The sequence below is a fragment of the Mesorhizobium subarcticum genome (genome assembly GCF_055456085.1).
Genome location: NZ_CM144237.1, coordinates 5,098,268 through 5,119,461, shown reverse-complemented (window position 1 = coordinate 5,119,461; position 21,194 = coordinate 5,098,268). Strand labels below are relative to the sequence as shown.

Below are 21,194 nucleotides of genomic sequence, written 5' to 3'. Positions count from 1 at the left end.
ATGGCGAGCGGGCTGCCCAGAGAGGAAATCTGGTTTGCCGTCCGCTGGCGGCGGCTTTGGGCCGTCCGTCGCGAGGGCAACGTCGCCATGGCGAAGTACGCCGGCGCGACCGTCGTCTCCGCATTCGCCGGCATCCTCCTGGCCGCCTTCGTCAACCTCTATGTCGGCATCGCCGTCTTTGCAGTTTGCTGCGGCCTGTCCCTCTGGTGGTTTAAGGCGCTGCAGCGCCGGCACACCGACTATTCGATCACTTACGACGACTATTTCAGAGAAAAGAACAATGCTTGAGATCAAGAACCTGCATGCCCGCATCGTCGATGACGGCACCGAAATCATCCGTGGCCTGAACCTGACGGTGAAAGCCGGCGAGGTCGCCGCCATCATGGGCCCGAATGGCTCGGGCAAATCGACGCTGTCCTATATCCTCGCCGGCCGCGAGGACTATGAGGTCACCGAAGGCGACATCCTCTACAACGGCAAGTCGATCCTCGAAATGGATCCGGCCGAGCGCGCCACATCAGGCATCTTCCTCGCCTTCCAGTATCCGATGGAGATACCGGGCGTGGCGACCATGGAATTCCTGAAAGTTGCGATGAATGAGCAGCGCAAGGCGCGTGGCGAGGAACCGCTGAAAATCCCGGAATTCCTGAAGCGGGTGAAGGAGGCCGCCGCGTCGCTCAGCATGGACATGGCGATGCTGAAGCGGCCGCTCAATGTCGGCTTCTCCGGCGGCGAGAAGAAGCGCGCCGAGATCCTGCAGATGAAACTTCTGGAGCCGAAGCTGTGCGTGCTCGACGAGACCGATTCCGGCCTCGATATCGATGCGCTGAAGATCGTGTCCGACGGCGTCAACGCGCTGCGTGCGCCGGACCGGGCCTTCCTGGTGATCACTCACTACCAGCGGCTGCTCGAACACATCGTGCCCGACAGCGTGCACGTGCTCTACAAGGGCCAGGTCATCAAGTCCGGCGACAAGTCGCTGGCGCTCGACCTCGAAGCCAATGGCTATGCCGGCGTGATCGGCGAAGCCGCGTGATATGCCAGAGGCAAGACTGATGAATATGCACACACAACCGCAGCGGACACCCGCCGAAACCGCGTTGATCGACGCGTTCGGTGACCGGCTGTCGCTGCTGCCGGGCGATGGCGCTGTCGTGCTGAAGCGCGACGACGCCATCGAGGCGATCAAGCACGGACTGCCGACGCGGCGCATCGAATCCTGGCACTATACGGACCTGCGCCGGCTCCTGACTGTGGTGCCGGACTTTGATCCGGCCGCCGTCGCCAAGGCCGTCGCACCGATCGTCGAAGGGTCTGCCGTTCTGCCGATCCTGAACGGCAAGTCCAATGCGAAGACGCCTGATATCGACGGCGTCACCGTCCAGCGCTTCTCGGAAAAGCTGACCGACGGCAGCATCGCGCCGGGGCTCGATCCCTATGGCAGCGACGATGCGATCGGCGCGCTGAACACCGCTTTCGTCGCTGATGGCTATTTTGTCGACATCGCCGATGGCACAGAGCTGACAAAGCCACTCGAACTGCAGAACCTGCAAGCCGGCGGCCAGACCCATGTACGCCTGCCGGTGCGCGTCGGCGCGGGCGCCAAGGCGACCATCGTCGAGCGCCAGACGGGTGACGGGGCTGCTCTGGTCAGTTCGGTCAGCCAGCTCGTGCTCGGCGAAGGCGCCGAAGTGACGTGGCTGATCGTCCAGGAGCAGCCGGAAACGGCAACGCATCTGGCACAGTTCAAGGCAGATATCGGCAAGAATGCGAAACTGACGCTGTTCGTTATGAACGCTGGCGGCAAGCTCGTGCGCCAGGAGATCATGATCAGGACGACAGGCGAAGGCGCTGATTTCAAACTGCGCGGCATCAACCTCCTGGCCGGCGACACCCACACCGATGTGACCATGGTGCTCGACCACGCCGTGCCGCACACGACCTCGACGGAGATCATCCGCAACGTGGTGACGGGCAAGGCGCGCGGCGTCTTCCAGGGCCGTATCAACGTCCATCAGTACGCCCAGAAGACCAACGCCAAGATGGCTTGCAACACGCTGCTGCTTTCGGATGATGGTGAGTTCTCGACCAAGCCCGAGCTCGAAATCTTCGCTGACGACGTCGTCTGCGGCCATGGCGCGACGGTCACCGAGATCGATCACAACCATCTGTTCTATTTGATGGCGCGTGGCGTCGACGAGAAGAGCGCGCGGGGCCTGCTGGTCAAGGCGTTCGTCGCCGAGGTGATCGAGGAACTGGACGACGAGGTTATCGTCGAGGCGCTGGAAGCGAAGCTCGACGAATGGTTTGTAGTGCACGGGTGACATGATGAACGCTCCAGGCAAGATCGGAGATTTTTACGACGTCGAGGCGATCCGCCGCGACTTCCCGATCCTGTCGCGCGAAGTCTATGGCAAGCCACTGGTCTATCTCGACAATGGCGCCTCGGCACAGAAGCCGCAGGTGGTGCTCGACACCATCCAGCACGCCTATTCCCAGGAATACGCCAACGTTCATCGCGGGCTGCATTTCTTGTCCAATGCCGCGACCGACGCTTATGAAAAGTCGCGTGAGACGGTGCGCCGCTTCCTCAATGCGCCGAGCACCGACAACATCGTCTTCACCTCGAACACGACGTCGGCGATCAACACGGTGGCTTACGGCTACGGTATGCCCAATATCGGCGAGGGCGACGAGATCGTGCTGTCGATCATGGAGCACCACTCTAACATCGTGCCTTGGCATTTCATCCGTGAGCGCCAGGGCGCCAAGCTGGTCTGGGTGCCGGTCGACGATCTCGGCGTCTTCCACATCGAGGAATTCGAGAAGCGGCTGACTGACCGCACCAAGCTCGTCGCCATCACGCAGATGTCGAATGCGCTGGGCACGGTGACGCCGATCAAGGAGATCGTGCGCATCGCGCATGCGCGCGGAATTCCCGTGCTCGTCGACGGCAGCCAGAGCGCCGTGCACATGCCGATCGACGTCCAGGATCTCGACTGCGACTTCTTCGTCTTTACCGGCCACAAGGTCTACGGACCCTCGGGCATCGGCGTGCTCTATGGCAAGAAGGATATTCTCCAGGGCATGCGGCCCTTCATGGGCGGCGGCGAGATGATCGAAGAGGTGACGGAGGATATCGTCACCTACAACGAGCCGCCGCATCGTTTCGAGGCCGGCACGCCGCCGATCGTCCAGGCGATCGGGTTGGGCGCCGCGCTCGACTACATGGAAAAGATCGGCCGCGAGCGCATTGCCGCACATGAGGAAGACCTCAAGACTTATGCGCATGAGCGGCTGCGTGCCATCAACTCGCTGCGCATTTTCGGCGACGCGCCGGGCAAGGGCGCCATCATCTCTTTCGAACTGCAAGGCATTCATGCCCATGACGTGTCGATGGTGATAGACAGGCAGGGCGTGGCGGTTCGCGCCGGCACCCATTGTGCCCAGCCGCTGTTGAAACGCTTTGGCGTAACCTCCACATGCAGGGCATCGTTCGGCATGTATAATACCAGGGCCGAAGTCGACGCTTTGGCCGAGGCGCTCGAAAAAGCGCGCAAGTTCTTCGGGTGACGATCATGGATGACGCTAGCAACACCACCGAGGCCGCGCCGGAAACGGCCATCAATCCGCTGGTTTCCGCTTCGGCCATTCCCGCCGACGAACTGGCGCGCCTGACCGACGACATCGTCTCGGCGCTGAAGACGGTCTACGACCCGGAAATTCCGGCCGATATCTATGAGCTTGGCCTCATCTACAAGATCGACATCGAGGACAACCGCTCGGTCAAGATCGACATGACGCTGACAGCGCCGGGCTGCCCGGTTGCCGGCGAAATGCCCGGCTGGGTGGAAAATGCCGTCGGCGCCGTCGAAGGCGTGTCCGGCGTCGAAGTCAACATGACCTTCGATCCACCATGGTCAGCCGACCGCATGTCGGAAGAGGCGCAGGTGGCGGTGGGTTGGTACTGATGCATGTCGCCAAAAAGTGACCTCGGTTTTGGGACAACGACATGCATGAAGCAAAAGCCTAAAGCGTGTCACGCTTTAGGTAGGCAGAGGCTGGCGCACTTGCGCCAGGGGTAAAACTTCACCATTTTAGGTGAGGAATCATTCGGCAGGCCTTGAACCTGCATGGAATGGAGAAGGAAAGAGAATGGGACGCTTCGCCGTCATCACGATGACCGAAAAGGCCGCCGACCGGGTGCGCGAGATCGTTGCCACGCGTGACAACGCGCACGGCATTCGCCTTGGCATCAAGAAGGGCGGCTGCGCCGGCATGGAATACACGGTCGACCTGGTGACCGAGCCCAACACCAAGGACGACCATATCGAGCGCGACGGCGCCCATGTCTATGTCGCGCCGGAAGCCGCCCTTTTCCTGTTCGGTACCGAGATGGATTTCGAGCAGACGACGCTGCGCACCGGCTTCACCTTCCACAACCCGAACCAGAGTTCGGCCTGTGGCTGCGGCGAATCCGTCGAACTGAAGCCGGCCGATCTCAAGGCGCTGGCAGAGGCACGCGCCTCGGCCTGATCTTCCTTCGCCCCGTTTACGAGGAGAAGGCCCGAAGGGCCGGATGAGGGGCAGCGCCAGCCTCTCAAATGTTTGCCCTGCCCCGTAACGGGGCGAAGAGCGCTACTCCACCCACATTCCCGTCCGCTTGTGCCAGTCCGCGATGGATTCCTCGGGATAGACTTCAAACGTCTTGTCGCCCTTGCCGATATCGGGTTCGACCCAGTTCGCCTTGTACTTCAACATCAGATGCACCTTTTCCGGTGGTTTCGGCAGGTCGCTGTCGATCGCCGAGGCAAAGGGGTGGACCAGTTCCGGCCAGGTCGGGTCGTAAAGCCAGAGCGCCGAGCCGCATTTGCGGCAGAAATTCCGCTCGCCGGTCGAGACCTCGCAATGCGGATGCTCATCGTCCTCGATCTCGGCTCGAAAGACGCCGAGGCTACGCTTGCCCCTGATGTTCAGCGTTTCGTAGTCGGCGCCGAGATTGATGGCGAAGCCACCGCCGCCCTGCTGCTTGCGGCAGATCGAGCAGTAGCAGAGCATGAACGGCACCGGCGTGTGGCTTTCCACCTCGAAACGCACGGCGTTGCAGCGACAGGACCCCTTGAGTAGAAGCGGCATGTTGGGAAACTCCGATGTTTTCTCTCAACCCGTCAGCATGGCTTTGGTTGCGGCGATGACAAGTCCTGGGAGCGGTGACATGATCGCGGCATGGACAATGAACGCATCGCTGAACTGTTCGCCGGCCTCGGCCCGGTCTCGATCCGCAGACTGTTCGGCGGCAAGGGCATCTATTTCGACGGCGTCATCGTCGCCATCGTGCTGCGCGGCGAATTGCTGCTCAAGGCCGACGAGCAAAGCATACCCGACTTCGAAGCCGCCGCTTGCCGGCAATGGACCTATACCGGCACGCGTCACGGCAAGCTGGTCGCCATGCCGTATTGGAGCATTCCGGATGACGCGTTTGATGATCCTGATGAGATGACGGTCTGGGCACGACGGGCTTGTGAGGCGGGACGAAGGGCTGGGAAGTGATTTGACCTGGCGCTGATTGCTACCGAGGGGGCACGTCGAGGCCGCCCCCTCATCCGGCCGCTTCGCGGCCACCTTCTCCCCCTGGGGAGAAGGTGAAGCGCTGGCGCTGCAAGCTCCTCTCCCCTCGGGGAGAGGTCGGATTGCCCCGAATTGCTCTTTGCAATTCGGTCTTGGCAATCCGGGTGAGGGGCGCCTTGCCGCGTGGCCCTACAGCGCCTTCGCAATCTCCGCCGCCAGCCGAGCATTGTTCTCCACCAGCGCAATGTTGGTCTTCAGGCTGCGGCCGCCGGTGAGCTCCAGTATTTTTCCCAGCAGGAACGGTGTCACCGCCTTGCCGGTCACATTAAGCGCCTCGGCGGCCTTCTGCGCGGCCGCGATATAGCCTGCCATCTCTTCCGCCGGGATTTCGTGGTTCTCCGGCACCGGATTGGCAACCAGCACGCCGCCGCCGAGCCCCAGCGCAGCCCGAACCTGGTAGAAATGCGCGATGTCTTCCGGCGTGTGCAGGGTCAACGGTGCGCGAAAGGGTGACTGCCGCGACCAGAAGGCCGGCATCGTCTCGCAGCCATGGCCGACGACGGGTACGCCGCGCGTTTCCAGCACTTCGAGCGTTTTTTCGATATCAAGAATGGCCTTGGCGCCGGCCGAGACGACGATGACCGGCGTGCGCGCCAGTTCGTCGAGGTCGGCGGAGATGTCAAAGCTCTCTTCGGCGCCCTTGTGGACGCCGCCAATGCCGCCGGTGGCGAACACTTTTATGCCGACCATATGCGCCGCGATCATCGTGGCGGCGACCGTCGTGCCGCCGGTGCGGCCTTGCGCGACGGCAAAGCCGAGATCGGCGCGCGACAGCTTCATGGCGTCACCCGTCATGGCGAGCGATTCGCGTTCGCCGTCGGAGAGACCGATCTTGATGCGCCCGCCAACCACGGCGATCGTGGCCGGCACGGCACCGCCGTCGCCGATGATCTTTTCGACATTGGCTGCCATCGCGCCATTGTCGGGGTAGGGCATGCCATGGGTGATGATGGTGCTTTCCAGCGCCACCACCGGGCGTCCCGCGGCCAGGGCTTGCGCCACGGGTGCGTGGATGTCGATGAAGGGGCGGGCGGTCTCTGGCGTCATCTGAATCTCCAACACGCGTTGCGGCGCTTCCATCGGGACACCCGGCAACATCATGGCACTATAAATTCGCCGGTCTCATGCCACTTCCTGCGCCTCCGGCACAAGGGCCAGCGCTTCAGCAAAGCGCGCCGCGGTGAAATCGGGGACGGCGCTGGCGCTTTCGATGGCCAACGTCGCCGCGGCAACGCCTTCGCGCAAGGCCTGGCGCAGCGGTACGTCTCGCAGCAGGGCTGCGACCGTCGCACCCGCCAGTGCGTCGCCGGCGCCGGTGACGTCGGCAATTTTTCTGGGGGCAGGCGGCATGACCGAAAAGGCGCCAGATGCATCGAAGCCCAACACCGGCGCGCCGCCCGCCGTCACCAGGCCGCATTTCAGGCCGCTGCACCTCAAGCCGTCGACCATCTCGCGTGGCGTGGCATTCGCGTGGACGCCGGCCAGCGCCATCGCCTCTCGCCAGTTCATGAAGACCAGCGCCAGAGCGCCCAGCACCGGTATCAGTCGCACCACCTTGGCCGGCGAAATCGCAATGGCGTATACGGGCTTGCCTGCGGAAAGCGCAATCAGCCGCTCCAGCGCCGAGGATGGCAGATTGGCGTCGCACAGGATGGCATCGGCATCAGCGATCGCCTCGCGGACCTTGGACCGCCTGAGTTGTTTGGGAAACGCCAGGTCGTAGAGCGCCATGTCGGCAAAGCCGGTGATGAGTTCGCCCTCGCTGTCGATCAGCGCCGTGTAGCTCGGCGTCGTGCGGTCGAGGAACACCGCCGACAGATCGGCAATGCCGGCCTCGGCGATGGCGCGCGAAACCGTCTCGGCCGAGGCGTCGCCGCCGCGCATCGACATCAGCGAGCCCGAGACGCCGCGCCGCACGACGCTGCGCAACGCATTGAAGACGCCGCCGCCGACATCCTCGCGCATCGTGCCGGGATTGGAGGCAGCCGGCACGTAAGCACCGGACACCTGGCCTCGCCGGTCGATATGAGCGCCGCCCACGGCCAGTATTTTTACTGATTTCACCATCCCGGCGATATGACCTTTGTTATTCCCATCGCACAAGCGCTAGGGTCTGCGACGGAGCTTCGCATGCAGGGGAGGCGATTCGGCGGATCGAAACAACGAAGCCGTCTGGCCCAACGCAAGGGGCATCCTGCTCGATGTCCTGGTACGAAAAAAGAACAAATCGGGATATTACTTGTTTTTCAATTGGTTGGTGCCTCTTGCCAAATGAGAACAAAAAAGGTACAAAATGGCAGGGATTACGGATTGTCCGGCCTTCATTGACGACCAAGGGGTGATGTATCATGGCTCAGAATTCTTTGCGGCTTGTAGAGGACAAGGCAGTGGACAAATCAAAGGCTCTGGATGCGGCTCTGTCGCAAATCGAGCGGGCTTTCGGCAAGGGCTCGATCATGCGGCTCGGCGCCAACGAGCAGGTCGTCGAGATCGAAACGGTGCCGACCGGCTCGCTTGGCCTCGACATCGCGCTTGGCGTCGGTGGCCTGCCGCGTGGCCGTATCATCGAGATCTACGGGCCGGAAAGCTCGGGCAAGACGACGCTGGCCCTGCACACGGTGGCGGAAGCCCAGAAGAAGGGCGGCATCTGCGCCTTCGTCGATGCCGAGCACGCGCTTGATCCGGTCTATGCGCGCAAGCTTGGCGTCGACCTTGAAAACCTGCTGATCTCGCAGCCCGACACCGGCGAACAGGCGCTGGAAATCTGCGACACGCTGGTGCGCTCCGGTGCCATCGACGTGCTGGTGGTCGATTCGGTCGCGGCACTGACGCCGCGCGCCGAAATCGAGGGCGAGATGGGCGATTCGTTGCCTGGTCTTCAGGCCCGCCTGATGAGCCAGGCGCTGCGCAAGCTGACCGCCTCGATCTCGCGCTCCAACACCATGGTCATCTTCATCAACCAGATTCGCATGAAGATCGGCGTCATGTTCGGTTCGCCCGAAACCACGACCGGCGGCAATGCGCTGAAATTCTATGCTTCGGTGCGCCTCGACATCCGCCGCATCGGCTCGGTCAAGGACCGCGACGAGGTCGTCGGCAACCAGACCCGCGTCAAGGTGGTCAAGAACAAGCTGGCACCGCCCTTCAAGGTGGTCGAATTCGACATCATGTATGGCGAGGGCGTGTCCAAGACCGGCGAACTGGTCGATCTCGGCGTCAAGGCCGGCGTGGTCGAAAAGTCGGGCGCCTGGTTCTCCTACAATTCGCAGCGCCTCGGCCAGGGCCGCGAAAATGCAAAACTGTTCTTGCGCGACAATCCCGATACGGCACGCGAAATCGAACTGGCGCTCAGGCAGAATGCCGGTCTGATCGCCGAGAAATTCCTTGAAAATGGCGGCCCCGAGCGCGGTGAAAGCGATGATGGCTTCGAGGAAGAATCCGGCGCGATGTAAGGCAATGGCCAGAGTTCAGCCATAAATCCAGCCTATCATCTGACGCTTAAGTAACTGAGTTCCGTAGTATCGCGTTCCAAACCGCCGGCCTTTGAGCCGGCGGTTTTCGTTTTTGAGGACCGCAAGGCTCGTCGCGTCGAACGGATTCACACGACGCGCTTCAGGTCTTTGTTCTCATGCATGTCGTTCTCCCAAAACCAAGGTCACTGTTGGGCGACATGCATCGGATTGGCCCAATTCCGTGTTTCTGGACAGGGTGAAGCATGGCCGCTAAAAGGCCAAGTCTATCTCTGGAAAAGCAGAACCCAGTTCCGCCGGTTAGCCGGCGGTTTTCTTCGAAAAGGCAGCACTCATGAGTGGCGTGAACGAGATCCGGTCGACCTTTCTCGACTATTTCCGCAAGGAGGGCCACGAGGTCGTGGCCTCGAGCCCGCTCGTGCCGCGCAACGATCCGACATTGATGTTCACCAATGCCGGCATGGTGCAATTCAAGAACGTCTTCACCGGCCTGGAGAAGCGGCCCTATTCCCGTGCCACAACTGCCCAGAAAAGCGTTCGCGCCGGCGGCAAGCACAACGACCTCGACAATGTCGGCTACACCGCGCGTCACCTGACCTTCTTCGAGATGCTCGGCAATTTCTCCTTCGGCGACTATTTCAAGGAGCGCGCCATCGAGCTTGCCTGGAACCTGATCACCAAAGAGTTCGGGCTGAAGAAGGACAAGCTGCTGGTCACCGTTTACCACACCGACGACGAGGCTGCCGGCTTCTGGAAGAAAATCGCGGGCTTCTCCGACGACCGCATCATCCGCATCGCGACCTCGGACAATTTCTGGGCGATGGGCGACACCGGCCCTTGCGGGCCGTGCTCGGAGATCTTCATCGACCGTGGCGAGCACATTTGGGGTGGGCCTCCCGGCAGCCCGGAAGAGGATGGCGACCGCTTCCTCGAATTCTGGAACCTGGTGTTCATGCAGTATGAACAGGTGACGAAGGAAGAGCGCGTCGACCTGCCGCGCCCGTCCATCGACACCGGTATGGGCCTGGAGCGCATGGCGTCCATCCTGCAAGGGGTGGAAAGCGTATTCGAAACCGATCTGTTCCGCCACCTGATCGATGCCGCGTCCTCCGCGCTGGGGCGCGCTCCGGATGCGGAAACCGTGGCGTCCTACCGCGTCATGGCGGATCACCTGCGTTCGTCCTCCTTCCTGGTCGCTGACGGTGTCTTGCCGTCGAACGAAGGCCGCGGCTACGTGCTGCGTCGCATCATGCGCCGCGCCATGCGCCACGCGCAGTTGCTCGGCGCGAGCGAGCCGCTGATGTGGAAGCTGGTGCCGGCGCTGGTGCGCGAGATGGGCCAGGCCTATCCCGAACTGCTGCGCGGCGAACAGTTGATCACCGAGACGCTGAAGCTTGAGGAGACCAGGTTCCGCAAGACGCTGGTGCGCGGCCTCGGCCTGCTCTCCGAGGCGACGGAAACGCTTCATGCCGGCGACATGCTGGATGGCGAGACGGCCTTCAGGCTCTATGACACTTATGGTTTCCCGCTCGACCTGACACAGGATGCTTTGCGTCAGCGCAACATCTCGGTCGATCTTGCGGGCTTCACCAATGCGATGGAGCAGCAGAAGGCCGAGGCGCGCAAGCATTGGACGGGGTCCGGTGAGGCCGCTACCGAAACAGTCTGGTTCTCGGTGCGCGAAAAGGCTGGTGCCACCGAGTTCCTCGGTTACGAGACTGAAGCTGCGGAAGGCCTCGTCCAGGCGCTGGTCAAGGACGGCAAGACCGTCGACAGCGCCGGCAAGGGCGATGCGGTCGCGGTCGTCGTCAACCAGACACCGTTCTATGGCGAATCCGGCGGCCAGATGGGCGACACTGGTGTCATCTCGGGCGAAGGCTTCTCGATCGAGATTTCGGACACGCAAAAGAAGGCCGATGGGCTGTTCGTGCACCTCGGCAAGGTGACGAGCGGCACGGTCAAGACGGGCGCCGCTGTCGAACTGAAGGTCGATCACGCGCGCCGCGCGAGGCTACGTGCCAACCATTCCGCGACGCATCTGATCCACGAGGCGCTGCGCGAGGTGCTGGGCACCCATGTCGCGCAGAAGGGCTCGCTGGTCGCACCGGAGCGCCTGCGTTTCGACATCTCGCACAACAAGCCGATCTCTGCCGAGGAACTCGAAGAGGTCGAGCGCATGGCCAACGAAATCGTCGTGCAGAACAGCCCGGTGACCACGCGCCTGATGTCGGTCGACGATGCCATTGCCGAGGGCGCCATGGCGCTGTTCGGCGAGAAATATGGCGACGAGGTACGCGTCGTGTCGATGGGCACGGGGCTGCATGGCGCCAAGGCGAACCGGCCTTATTCGGTCGAACTCTGCGGCGGTACGCATGTCCGGGCGACCGGCGATATCGGCCTGGTACGCGTCGTCTCCGACAGCGCGGTCGCCGCCGGCGTGCGCCGCATTGAGGCGCTGACCGGCGAAGCCGCGCGAAAATATCTCGATGAGCAAGACAGGCGTCTGAAGGCGACGGCAGCCGTGCTGAAGATCTCGCCAGCCGACGTACCGGCGCGCGTCGAGACGCTGCTTGAGGAGCGCAAGAAGCTCGAAAAGGAATTGACCGAAGCGCGCAAGAAACTGGCGTTGGGCGGCGGTGCCGCTGCCGGCGCACCAGCCGAGAACGAGGTCGTCGCTGGTGTCGGTTTCCTCGGCAAGGCGGTATCGGGCGTCTCGCCAAAGGATTTGAAGCCGCTGGCCGATGCCGGCAAGACCTCGCTCGGCTCGGGCGTCGTCGTCTTCGTCGGCGCTGGCGAGGACAACAAGGCAAGCGTCGTCGTCGCCGTCACCGATGATCTCGTCGGCCGCTTCAGTGCGGTCGATCTGGTGCGTGTGGCGTCGGCCGCCCTGGGTGGGCAGGGCGGCGGTGGAAGGCCTGACATGGCGCAGGCCGGTGGCCCGGATGCCTCGAAGGCCAATGATGCGATCGCCGCGGTCAAGGCGGCGCTGGAGGCGGCTTGATAGCCATCCCATGCCCGAAAGTCTCGGCAAGAAAGTGCTTGTCCTTGGCGGCTATGGGCTGATCGGCGAAGCCGTCGTCGGCCGCCTGGTTCGCGACGGCCATCAGGTGAACGGCCTCGGCCGCGATATCAGAGATGCCAAGCGGCGCTGGCCGATGGTAGGCTGGATCGCGGCAGACATGGCGCGACTGTTGACCGCTGAAGACTGGCTGCCGATAGTCGCGGGCATGGACGCGGTGGTCAATGCGGCGGGCGCTCTGCAGGAGGGCCCGCGCGACCGCCTCGACGCCACCCACCGGGGCTCGGTAGTGGCGCTAGTCTCAGCCTGCGAACAGGCCGGGGTCGGCCGTTTGGTGCAGATCTCCGCCATCGGCGCCGATCCAGCCTCGACAAATGTCTTTTTCAGCACCAAGGCGCAAGGCGACAAGGCAGTCGCCCGCTCTTCGCTGGAGTGGACGATCCTGCGGCCGGGCCTGGTGGTCGCGCCTGCTGCCTATGGCGGGACAGCACTTCTGCGCGCGCTTGCGGCATTCCCCGGCTTTATCCCCGCCGTCATGGCACGCCAGCCGATCCAGACCGTGGCGGTCACTGACGTTGCAGAAGCCGTGTCACGCGCGGTCGCCGGATCCCTGCCGCCGCGTTCTGCCGTCGATCTCGTCGAAGCCGATGCCCGCTCACTCGGTGATGTCCTAATTGCCTTTCGCGCATGGCTTGGCCTGCCGCCGGCCCGCGTCGTGCCGATGCCGGCTATTCTCGGCCGGATCGCGGCTGTTGTTGCCGATGGCCTTGGCCTGCTTGGCTGGCGATCGCCTCTGCGTAGCGCGGCCCTTGCCGCGCTGGCACGCGGCGTCACCGGCAACGCCAGGTCCTGGAGCGAGATTTCGGATCACAAATTGATGCCGCTGGAGGCAACGCTGGCCGCCATGCCCGCTCATGTTCAGGAGCGCTGGTTCGCCCGCCTTTGGCTGTTGAAACCGGCGGTTTTGGGCATCCTGTCGTTGTTCTGGCTGGTCTCCGGCATCGTCGGTTTTATCAGACAGGGTGCGGCGGCCGATATTCTGGTCTCGCATGGCCTGTCGCCCACCTTGGCGCTCGGTATGGTCATTGCAGGAAGTGTTGCTGACATCATTGTCGGAGCCGCCGTTGTCGTGCGGTCACTCGCACGCATCGCGTTGCTGGGCATGATGGCCATCACATGGGTCTATCTTGGTGCGGCAACCGCACTTGCGCCCGACCTGTGGCTCGATCCCCTGGGAGCAATGGTCAAGGCCGTTCCGGCGCTTTGCCTTGCCCTGGTGGCTTTGGCGGTCCTGGACGAGCGATGAGCCTCTGGGGCGACTTGCTACGCTGGGTGCACATCATCGGCGCCACCGTTCTGTTCGGCACCGGCGCCGGCATCGCCTTCTTCATGCTGATGGCGCAACGCACTGGCCGCGCCGAACTCGTTGCCCATGTCGCCGGCACGGTCGTCATCGCCGACACGATCTTCACGGCAACGGCCGTCATCGTCCAGCCGATCACCGGTGTGCTGTTGGCGCGGGCAGTGGGTTGGCCGCTCTCCGAAGGCTGGATCGTACTGTCCTTGCTGCTCTATGTCGTGACCGGCCTGTTCTGGCTGCCGGTGGTCTGGATTCAAATTCGGATACGAAACTTGGCGCGACAGGCGGCCCTCGAAAACGCGCCGCTGCCCGCCGAGGAGAAGCGCCTGTTTCGCATCTGGTTTGCTTGCGGTTTTCCAGCCTTTGGCGCGGTGCTTGCGATCCTCTGGCTGATGGTGACCCGGCCGGAAATCAGTTTCTAATACGCGCCTGCCGCCTGGATGTTTCGAAGGCTGGTCCGGAGAAAGATATGCCGACACTGACCATGTATCAGGCCGACGCTTTTGCCGATCGGATTTTTCAAGGCAACCCGGCGGCCGTCCTCATCCTGGAGGATTGGCTGCCGGACGAGGTTATGCAGGCGGTTGCCAACGAGAACAATCTGGCCGAAACCGCCTTTGCAAGACCGAACGGCACGGGTTGGGACCTGCGCTGGTTCACGCCGGTGCATGAGGCCGATTTCTGCGGCCACGCGACGCTTGCCACGGCCCACGTGCTGGCCGAAGCCTACAACGTGTCGAACGACATGGCCTTCGCGACGCGGGTCGGCGAGATCAGGGTTTCGCAACATGACGGCGCCTATCGGCTTGACCTGCCATGCTTCCCGCCACAGCCACTCGATGCCGAATTGACGCGCATGCTTCAGGACAGCGTGTCGGCCCGGCCAGTCGCGTGCTTTCGCAATTTCGAGAACCTGTTCGTCGAGCTTGCCGATGAAGCGGCCGTGCGATCCTTCGTTCCGGACCTGTTCAGGATCGCGGCCTTCGACCCGCTGGGTGTCGTTGTCACCGCGCGCGGCGGCGGCCACGATTTCGTGTCGCGCTATTTCGCTCCGGCAGCGGGCATCCCCGAGGATCCGGTGACCGGCTCGATCCATGCGACACTGGTGCCGTACTGGTCGGAGAAACTGGGCAAGACCAGGCTTTCGGCGTTCCAGTGCTCGCAGCGCGGCGGCCATTTGCTATGCGAACGCGCCGATGACCGCGTGCTGATCAGCGGCCGCGCCAAAACCTTCATGAAGGCCGAGATCTATCTACCCGATTGATGCGCTAGTCAGCCTTCTCGGTGCGAGCAAAGCTCGCACGAGCAGCGATGCGCGTGTACCAGCCCTGGATTTCGGCGAACGCGGCCAGCAGCTTCTGCCCTTCGGCGACCTTGACGAAATAGCCGACGATCGGAGCCGCATGCAGGTCGGCGAGCGTTAACTGGTTGCCCAGCAACCACGCTCCCGGCGCCTTGAGTGAGGTGAGCACCCTGAGCACGGTCTCCGCCTGCCGCAGCCCACCGGCGATCAGGGTCTCATCCGGCTCAGCCTTTTCCAGCCGTTCGACGGCGACGTCCCAGACCATGGCGCGGTAGCCATAGGCGTCGAGCATGCCTGTCATCTGGCCCATCCTGGCGCGGCCGCGCACGTCGGCAGGCTGCAGCGCCGGACCGTCGAAGGCTTCGTCGACATAGCGTGCGATCGCATTTGTCTCGAACAACCGAAAACGATCATGCTCGAAGGCCGGGATACGCCCGAACGGGTGATGCTCCTGATACCAGGCCGGGATGCCGTCGGCGGCAAAGATGTCGAGCGGCACCAGCTCGTAGTCGATGCCTTTCTCCTCCAGCGCCATCCGCGCGATGCGCACGTAAACGCTGTAGTCCGCGCCGTAGAGAGTTGGCCTGTTCAAGTTGTTTCCTCGCCGAGCTGAAGCCAAATACGCAAGTTCCCGACCGATTCGAAGCCGGCTGTACGCGCCGCCCGCAAAGCGCACCGCGCTCATATCCCACGAGCGGAAGACCGTTGGCGTAGGTAAGGGCGGCATTCGCTGCATCTTGATAGACGGGTTCTGCGTCGTCACCTTTTGCAAAGACATTCGAGAGGCCCATCGCCTCCGACGAGCGGTTAACGATGCATCCGGCGTCAAAGCCAGCGGTGGTAGCACGCCCTAGAAATGCAACGTTTGGGTTATCGAGTATCGCCGGTGGGAACACCCCTCGGTCGGTTGGGTTGTCTGACGCCCATGCATCTTCCCAGGCATGGAGCGCGTCGGGATCACAGATGCGCCGCCATCCGGCAGCCCAGCCGCCGCCGGTCCTTCCGATTGCGCTGTCCGGATCGGCCCATATCCAGCTTGCGTCGAAAAGAACCTTGAACCCGATGTCGGCTAGGTCGAGACCACAAAATCCGTCCTTGACCGCAAAGGGACCGTCAAGCACAGAACTCAAGTGCTTGACCGCTTCGAGCTGAAGCACGATCGCATCAGGATCCAGCGTTGTCATATTTGAATAGTATGGTGGAGCCGGCGTATCGCTCCACCACAGGAACAAGTTTCGGTGTTCCCTCAACCCGTGGGCCCGAAACACCGCTTCGTAGAGATCGGCGTTGTTTGCCGCACAGATGCGGACCTTGTCTGCCAAGGTCCGCACTTTCATGTCACGCCATCGCCTTTTGCAGATTCTCGTCGATCTTGTCGAGGAAGCCGGTGGTCGAAAGCCAGGGCTGGTCCGGGCCGATCAGCAGCGATAGGTCCTTGGTCATGAAGCCGGATTCAACCGTCTGGATACAGACCTTCTCCAGCGTGTCGGCAAAGCGCTTCAATTCGGCATTGTCGTCGAGCTTGGCGCGGTGGGCGAGGCCACGGGTCCAGGCGAAGATCGAGGCGATCGAATTGGTCGAGGTTTCCTCGCCCTTCTGGTGCTGGCGATAGTGGCGGGTGACGGTGCCGTGCGCGGCTTCGGCTTCCACCGTCTTGCCGTCCGGCGTCATCAGCACCGAGGTCATCAGGCCGAGCGACCCGAAACCTTGCGCCACCGTGTCGGACTGGACGTCGCCGTCATAGTTCTTGCAGGCCCAGACATAGCCGCCCGACCATTTCAGGGCGGACGCCACCATGTCGTCGATGAGGCGGTGCTCATACCACAGCTTCTTCGCCTTGAACTCGGCTTCGAATTCACCCTCGTAGACCTCCTGGAAAATGTCCTTGAAGCGGCCGTCATAAGCCTTGAGGATGGTGTTCTTGGTCGACAGATAGACCGGATAGTTGCGCAGCAGGCCGTAGTTCAGCGAGGCGCGGGCGAATTCACGGATCGAGTTCGTCGAGATTGTACATGGCCATGGCGACACCGGCGCCGGGCGCGTCGTACACGTCATGCTCGATCACCTGGCCATCCTCGCCGACGAACTTGATCGTCAGCTTGCCCTTGCCGGGGAAGCGGAAATCGGTGGCGCGGTACTGGTCGCCGAAGGCGTGACGGCCAACGATGATCGGCTTTGTCCAGCCCGGCACCAGCCGCGGCACGTTCTTCATGATGATCGGCTCGCGGAAGATGGTGCCGCCCAGAATGTTGCGGATGGTGCCGTTCGGCGACTTCCACATCTTCTTCAGCTTGAACTCCTCGACGCGCTGCTCGTCGGGAGTGATCGTCGCGCATTTCACGCCGACGCCGTATTTCTTGATGGCGTTGGCCGAATCGATCGTCACCTGGTCGTTGGTGGCATCGCGATGCTCGACGCTGAGGTCGTAATATTCAAGCTTGAGGTCGAGATAAGGGTGGATCAGCTTGTCCTTGATGAACTGCCAGATGATGCGGGTCATCTCGTCGCCGTCGAGTTCGACGACCGGGTTCGCCACCTTGATCTTCGCCATGAAAGAATGCCTCGTTGCTGGGATATGGGACGGCCTTGCCCGTGTGGCGTTCGGCCGGGGATGCCGCCCGTATATCAAAGCGCTTTTGGCCGCGCAAACGGCGATCGGTCACGAATGTGAGGCTGTCGCCGCAATCATTTGCGAATGCTTCATTTTCGCGGCCGAATATGGCAGGGGACGCTGAAATGCCGCAAACAGCAGTTCATTGACAAACATGCCCATCACCAACGATCCCGACAACAGCACAGCCGCCGGCCCGGCCATCATTCTCGTCGAACCGCAGCTCGGCGAGAACATCGGCATGGTCGCCCGCGCCATGGCCAATTTCGGTCTGTCCGAGCTGCGCCTGGTCAATCCGCGCGACGGCTGGCCGAGCGAGAAGGCCCGCGCCGCCGCCAGCCGTGCCGACCATGTGATCGACGCGGTGAAAGTGTTCGATGATCTGGCCTCGGCGCTTGCCGATTTGAATTTCGTTTTCGCCACCACCGCCAGGCAGCGCGACGGCTTCAAATCCGTGCGTGGTCCGGTGGAAGCGGGCAGGGTGCTTCGTGCCCGCCACGGCATGGGTCAGCGCACCGGCATCCTGTTCGGCCGCGAACGCTTCGGCCTCTACAATGACGAGGTCGGTCTTGCCGACGAGATCGTCACCTTTCCCGTCGATCCCGATTTCTCCTCGCTCAACATCGCACAGGCCGCGCTGCTGATGTCCTATGAGTGGATGAAGTCAGGCCTCGAGGACGAAACCAAGACCAATTTTTCCGGCCCGGATATGAAGCCGGCAAGCAAGGAAGAATTGCACGGCCTGTTTGCCTATCTCGAGGGCGCATTGGAAGCGCGCGGTTATTTCCGGCCGGCGCCGAAGAAGCCGAAGATGGTCGACAATCTGCGCGCCGTGCTGACGCGCGCCGGCTTTGCCGAGCCGGAGCTCAAAGTGCTGCGCGGCATCATTTCCTCGCTCGACAGGTTTTCGCCGGCCATGCCGCGCGGCGATGGTTCGCCGGGCGATGATCCGAGGCGTCTGCCCGCGGCGGCCGCTCGCGCCCGCAAGGCGGATGCGACTGGCCATGTGCCTGACGCCAACGGCGACGATACCGACACGCCGCCGCTCGGCGGCAAGGGAACCGACAATGACTGAGCGGCCGATCCTGATGTTCGATTCCGGCGTCGGAGGGCTGACCGTGTTGCGCGAGGCGCGGGTGCTGATGCCGGATCGGCGCTTCATCTATGTCGCCGACGACGCGGCCTTTCCTTTCGGCGCCTGGGAGGAACCGGCGCTGCGGACCCATATACTGGAGCTGTTCGCCACGCTGCTCGACCGGTTTAGACCGGTCATATCGGTCATCGCCTGCAATACTGCATCGACGCTGGTGATCGACGCGCTGCGTGACACCTTTCCCGGCCATCCCTTTGTCGGCACGGTGCCGGCGGTCAAGCCGGCGGCGGAGCGCACCCGCTCGGGCCTGGTCTCGGTGCTGGCGACGCCGGGTACGGTGAAGCGGCAATACACGCGTGACCTGATCAGCAAATGGGCACAGAAATGCCATGTCCGGCTGGTTGGCAGCGACAGGCTGGCGCAACTTGCCGAAGCCTATATGCGCGAGGGCTTTGTCGACGAGGAAGCCGTGCGCGCCGAGATCGCGCCCTGCTTCATCGAGCGTGACGGAATGCGGACCGATATCGTGGTGCTGGCCTGCACGCATTATCCGTTCTTGGTCAACCGCATGCGCAAGACCGCGCCCTGGCCGGTCGACTGGATCGATCCGGCCGAGGCGATCGCCCGGCGTGCCCTGTCGCTGCTGCCGCCCGTCGACGGGGCGCTGCCGCAAGGCGAGCCCGATATCGCCGTCTTCACCTCGGGCAAGGCTGACTTTGCCGTCAGCCGGCTGATGCAGGGCTTTGGACTGGTCGTGAGCTAGACGGAGGCAGAAACATCTGCCGCTCAATCAGGTTCAAAGACGATGCTGCGCTGATCTGGATCGGCCGAGACCAGCTTCAGCTTCAGAGCATCACCCTGCTTGAGGCCGGAGGCCTTTACGGTGGCAACGACAGGCATGTCGGCAAGCTGTACGCGCACGCCATGGTCGACGACATCGGTCACGACGGCCTTGAACGTCTCACCTTCGCGTCCCCTGAGCATAACCGCCTCGGCAAGGTCGATCGCTGCATGGTTGATCTGCGAAGCGCGGCTATCCCCACGCCCCATCACCTTCGGCAATCGAGTGAACGCATCGGTGACGGCCTGCGGCACGGGTTGGCCGTTTGATATGGCCAGCGCGCAGCGCACGACGTAGCGATCGGCTAATCGCCTGAGCGGCGCGGTTGCATGGGCGTAGGTCGCAGCCATCGCCTCGTGCCAGGGCACGATGCCCTCCTGATAGGGCTGATAGGAAGCGCCGGAGCCGGCATGGCGGATTTCCAGCATCAGCGCCGCCTGTTGCCTGTTGCTCGAATCAAGGGTCCGCTGATAGTCGCGCAAGCTGGTCGAGGCCGGCCAGGACAGTCCAAGAGCCTGTGCCGCATTGCGCAGCCTTTGCACCTTGAACGCATCCGGTTCCGACATCACCCGGAACAACCCGGTCTTGTGCGCCAGCATGGCGTCGGCAATCGCCATGTTGGCGGCGAGCGAAAGCGCGGCGTTGTCTTGTTCGGATTGCAGCATCGGCCTGAACGCAAGCTGGAACGTGCCATCGGCGAGCTTTTCCACCTCCTGCTCGGGCGGGTCGACGCGCGAAGCGCCTCGACGCTCCTCGTTTGCCGCCACGCGCCGCGCCAGCTCCGCGAAGCTGGCCGGAACGTCGGAGGCCTGGACGCTGTCATAGGCGAGCTTCGCACGGCTTTGAATGATTGCCCGCTCCGCGCCGTCCAACTTTACCGCGCCGTCTGGAGCGGTTCGAACGGTGAAGATGATTGCCGGACGTGGTCCGTCCGGCAACAAACTGGCCGCACCCTCGGCAATGACCGGCGGGTAGAGCCCGGCCTTGCCGTCCGGTAGATAAAATGTCTCGCCCCGCGTCCAGGCCTCTAGATCGATCGCGTCGCCGTCCTCGACGAACCAGGCGACGTCGGCAATGGCATAATGCAACAGAAGATCGCCACCGCTGGCTTCGATCGAGAACGCCTGGTCAAGATCGGTGGAGCTTGCCGGATCGAGCGTAACGAAGGGCATCGCTGTCCGATCGGTGTGCTGGTTGGGCACACGTTTGGCCGCCGCTTCCGCTGCCGCCATGACGTCAGCCGGAAATCCATCCGGCACGTGGAATTCAGTGCGGATTTTCGCCAGGCCGGTGGAGAGAGCTTGTGAGGGATCTGTCAGAGACTTCATCCCGCTGTCCTACACCGGCGCTCCGGACACGGGAAGGCTGCCAACGAACTCGCCAAAGCTGGCCGCCGGAATGGCAGCAGTCGGATGAGGAACTGGCCGCTGGAACTGTCGCCGAAGCGCGGCGTTTCTCTTCACAGCAAAGGAGAAACGCCATGCCTGCCAAATCACAAGCTCAGCAAAAAGCCGCCGGCGCAGCACTTTCCGCCAAGCGCGGCGAGACCAGGAAGGGCGAACTCAAAGGCGCATCGCGCGAGATGTACGAATCGATGACCGAAAAGCAGCTTGAGGACTTCGCCGAGACCGAGCGCAAGGGCCTGCCCGACAAGAAATCATCAAGCCATCAATGATGGTTGTAGTCGCAGCGCTTCACTTTCTTTGTGACCCAGTGGGGATGCCCGTTGCTCCAGACACGCCGGGTGATCTTGACCCAATGGCAATTGTTTTTTCCACCGGCCACAGCGAGTTCCGGCGAAGCGAGTAGGGTCGGGCCTGCAAGCAGCGCGACCAGAAGCAAGGTTGCGGTCTTCATAGGGCTTCTCCA

At 62.7% G+C, this 21,194-nt stretch carries 21 protein-coding genes and 1 pseudogene; 15 read left to right on the top strand and 7 right to left on the bottom strand.

The genetic code is table 11. From position 1 onward, the window contains the following. The 6 genes from ACZYHG_RS25025 (at position 1) to sufA (ending at position 4,536) form a co-directional block, all read left to right on the top strand. Positions 1–288: a hypothetical protein gene (locus ACZYHG_RS25025; protein ID WP_464610814.1), complete on the top strand. Its 288-nt coding sequence runs from the start codon at positions 1–3 to the stop codon at positions 286–288. After that, positions 281–1,036, top strand: coding sequence for a Fe-S cluster assembly ATPase SufC (gene sufC / locus ACZYHG_RS25020; RefSeq protein WP_464610813.1), 756 nt, complete (start codon positions 281–283; stop codon positions 1,034–1,036). Before ACZYHG_RS25025 ends, sufC begins: the two co-directional genes overlap by 8 nt. Positions 1,037–1,055: 19 nt before the next feature. Then, the gene (sufD, locus tag ACZYHG_RS25015; RefSeq protein ID WP_464610812.1) at positions 1,056–2,324 is read left to right on the top strand and encodes a Fe-S cluster assembly protein SufD; all 1,269 of its coding nucleotides are present in this window, start codon (positions 1,056–1,058) and stop codon (positions 2,322–2,324) included. Positions 2,325–2,328: 4 nt separating this feature from the next. Further along, positions 2,329–3,573 (top strand): cysteine desulfurase, encoded by a 1,245-nt coding sequence (locus ACZYHG_RS25010; RefSeq protein WP_464614780.1) that lies wholly within the window; start codon positions 2,329–2,331, stop codon positions 3,571–3,573. Between the two features lie 5 nt (positions 3,574–3,578). Further along, positions 3,579–3,971, top strand: coding sequence for an SUF system Fe-S cluster assembly protein (locus ACZYHG_RS25005; RefSeq protein ID WP_027028638.1), 393 nt, complete (start codon positions 3,579–3,581; stop codon positions 3,969–3,971). A gap of 184 nt (positions 3,972–4,155) precedes the next feature. Next, positions 4,156–4,536 carry a Fe-S cluster assembly scaffold SufA gene (sufA, locus tag ACZYHG_RS25000; protein ID WP_013532156.1) on the top strand — a complete coding sequence of 127 codons (381 nt, stop codon included), beginning with the start codon at positions 4,156–4,158 and terminating at the stop codon, positions 4,534–4,536. Positions 4,537–4,638: 102 nt separating this feature from the next. Here sufA and ACZYHG_RS24995 read toward each other — a convergent pair whose 3' ends face one another. After that, complete coding sequence (locus ACZYHG_RS24995; protein WP_464610811.1) at positions 4,639–5,136, bottom strand: GFA family protein; 498 nt, start codon at positions 5,134–5,136, stop codon at positions 4,639–4,641. 90 nt (positions 5,137–5,226) lie between these two features. Between ACZYHG_RS24995 and ACZYHG_RS24990 the strand changes: the two genes are divergently transcribed. Next, positions 5,227–5,550, top strand: a complete 324-nt coding sequence (locus ACZYHG_RS24990) for a TfoX/Sxy family protein (RefSeq protein ID WP_464610810.1) — start codon at positions 5,227–5,229, stop codon at positions 5,548–5,550. 207 nt (positions 5,551–5,757) lie between these two features. Here the strand turns inward: ACZYHG_RS24990 and ACZYHG_RS24985 are convergent, their stop codons facing one another. Then, entirely contained in the window at positions 5,758–6,675 is a 918-nt protein-coding gene (locus ACZYHG_RS24985; RefSeq protein WP_464610809.1) for a pseudouridine-5'-phosphate glycosidase, read from the bottom strand. Positions 6,676–6,750: 75 nt separating this feature from the next. After that, positions 6,751–7,695 (bottom strand): carbohydrate kinase family protein, encoded by a 945-nt coding sequence (locus tag ACZYHG_RS24980; protein ID WP_464610808.1) that lies wholly within the window; start codon positions 7,693–7,695, stop codon positions 6,751–6,753. A 281-nt stretch (positions 7,696–7,976) separates the two neighbouring features. Here ACZYHG_RS24980 and recA point away from each other — a divergent pair, with 281 nt between their 5' ends. The 5 genes from recA to ACZYHG_RS24955 all read left to right on the top strand — a co-directional run bounded on the left by recA (position 7,977) and on the right by ACZYHG_RS24955 (position 14,741). Then, positions 7,977–9,080 (top strand): recombinase RecA, encoded by a 1,104-nt coding sequence (recA, locus tag ACZYHG_RS24975; protein WP_127258281.1) that lies wholly within the window; start codon positions 7,977–7,979, stop codon positions 9,078–9,080. A gap of 352 nt (positions 9,081–9,432) precedes the next feature. Beyond that, positions 9,433–12,099: an alanine--tRNA ligase gene (gene alaS / locus ACZYHG_RS24970; protein ID WP_464610807.1), complete on the top strand. Its 2,667-nt coding sequence runs from the start codon at positions 9,433–9,435 to the stop codon at positions 12,097–12,099. A gap of 10 nt (positions 12,100–12,109) precedes the next feature. Then, positions 12,110–13,423 (top strand): SDR family oxidoreductase, encoded by a 1,314-nt coding sequence (locus ACZYHG_RS24965; protein WP_464610806.1) that lies wholly within the window; start codon positions 12,110–12,112, stop codon positions 13,421–13,423. Further along, positions 13,420–13,899, top strand: coding sequence for a DUF2269 family protein (locus ACZYHG_RS24960; protein WP_464610805.1), 480 nt, complete (start codon positions 13,420–13,422; stop codon positions 13,897–13,899). The genes ACZYHG_RS24965 and ACZYHG_RS24960 overlap by 4 nt, the downstream gene beginning before the upstream one ends. A gap of 47 nt (positions 13,900–13,946) precedes the next feature. Continuing rightward, positions 13,947–14,741 carry a PhzF family phenazine biosynthesis protein gene (locus ACZYHG_RS24955; RefSeq protein ID WP_464610804.1) on the top strand — a complete coding sequence of 265 codons (795 nt, stop codon included), beginning with the start codon at positions 13,947–13,949 and terminating at the stop codon, positions 14,739–14,741. A gap of 4 nt (positions 14,742–14,745) precedes the next feature. Here the strand turns inward: ACZYHG_RS24955 and ACZYHG_RS24950 are convergent, their stop codons facing one another. Both ACZYHG_RS24950 and ACZYHG_RS24945 read right to left on the bottom strand, forming a co-directional pair. Further along, positions 14,746–15,372: a glutathione S-transferase family protein gene (locus ACZYHG_RS24950; protein WP_464610803.1), complete on the bottom strand. Its 627-nt coding sequence runs from the start codon at positions 15,370–15,372 to the stop codon at positions 14,746–14,748. A gap of 746 nt (positions 15,373–16,118) precedes the next feature. After that, positions 16,119–17,331 (bottom strand): annotated as a pseudogene (locus ACZYHG_RS24945) (NADP-dependent isocitrate dehydrogenase). A 214-nt stretch (positions 17,332–17,545) separates the two neighbouring features. Between ACZYHG_RS24945 and ACZYHG_RS24940 the strand changes: the two are divergent. Both ACZYHG_RS24940 and murI read left to right on the top strand, forming a co-directional pair. Continuing rightward, on the top strand, positions 17,546–18,466 hold the full coding sequence (locus ACZYHG_RS24940; protein WP_464610802.1) for an RNA methyltransferase: 921 nt from the start codon (positions 17,546–17,548) through the stop codon (positions 18,464–18,466). Further along, the gene (gene murI / locus ACZYHG_RS24935; RefSeq protein ID WP_464610801.1) at positions 18,459–19,247 is read left to right on the top strand and encodes a glutamate racemase; all 789 of its coding nucleotides are present in this window, start codon (positions 18,459–18,461) and stop codon (positions 19,245–19,247) included. Before ACZYHG_RS24940 ends, murI begins: the two co-directional genes overlap by 8 nt. Before the next feature lie 23 nt (positions 19,248–19,270). On the opposite strand, the gene ACZYHG_RS24930 is transcribed toward murI, so the two are convergent. Next, complete coding sequence (locus ACZYHG_RS24930) at positions 19,271–20,653, bottom strand: RNB domain-containing ribonuclease (protein ID WP_464610800.1); 1,383 nt, start codon at positions 20,651–20,653, stop codon at positions 19,271–19,273. Between the two features lie 152 nt (positions 20,654–20,805). Here ACZYHG_RS24930 and ACZYHG_RS24925 point away from each other — a divergent pair, with 152 nt between their 5' ends. After that, the gene (locus tag ACZYHG_RS24925; RefSeq protein WP_464610799.1) at positions 20,806–21,000 is read left to right on the top strand and encodes a DUF3008 family protein; all 195 of its coding nucleotides are present in this window, start codon (positions 20,806–20,808) and stop codon (positions 20,998–21,000) included. Here ACZYHG_RS24925 and ACZYHG_RS24920 read toward each other — a convergent pair. After that, complete coding sequence (locus ACZYHG_RS24920; protein ID WP_027028655.1) at positions 20,994–21,182, bottom strand: hypothetical protein; 189 nt, start codon at positions 21,180–21,182, stop codon at positions 20,994–20,996. The two genes, ACZYHG_RS24925 and ACZYHG_RS24920, sit on opposite strands and share 7 nt — an antisense overlap. Positions 21,183–21,194 lie beyond the last annotated feature (12 nt).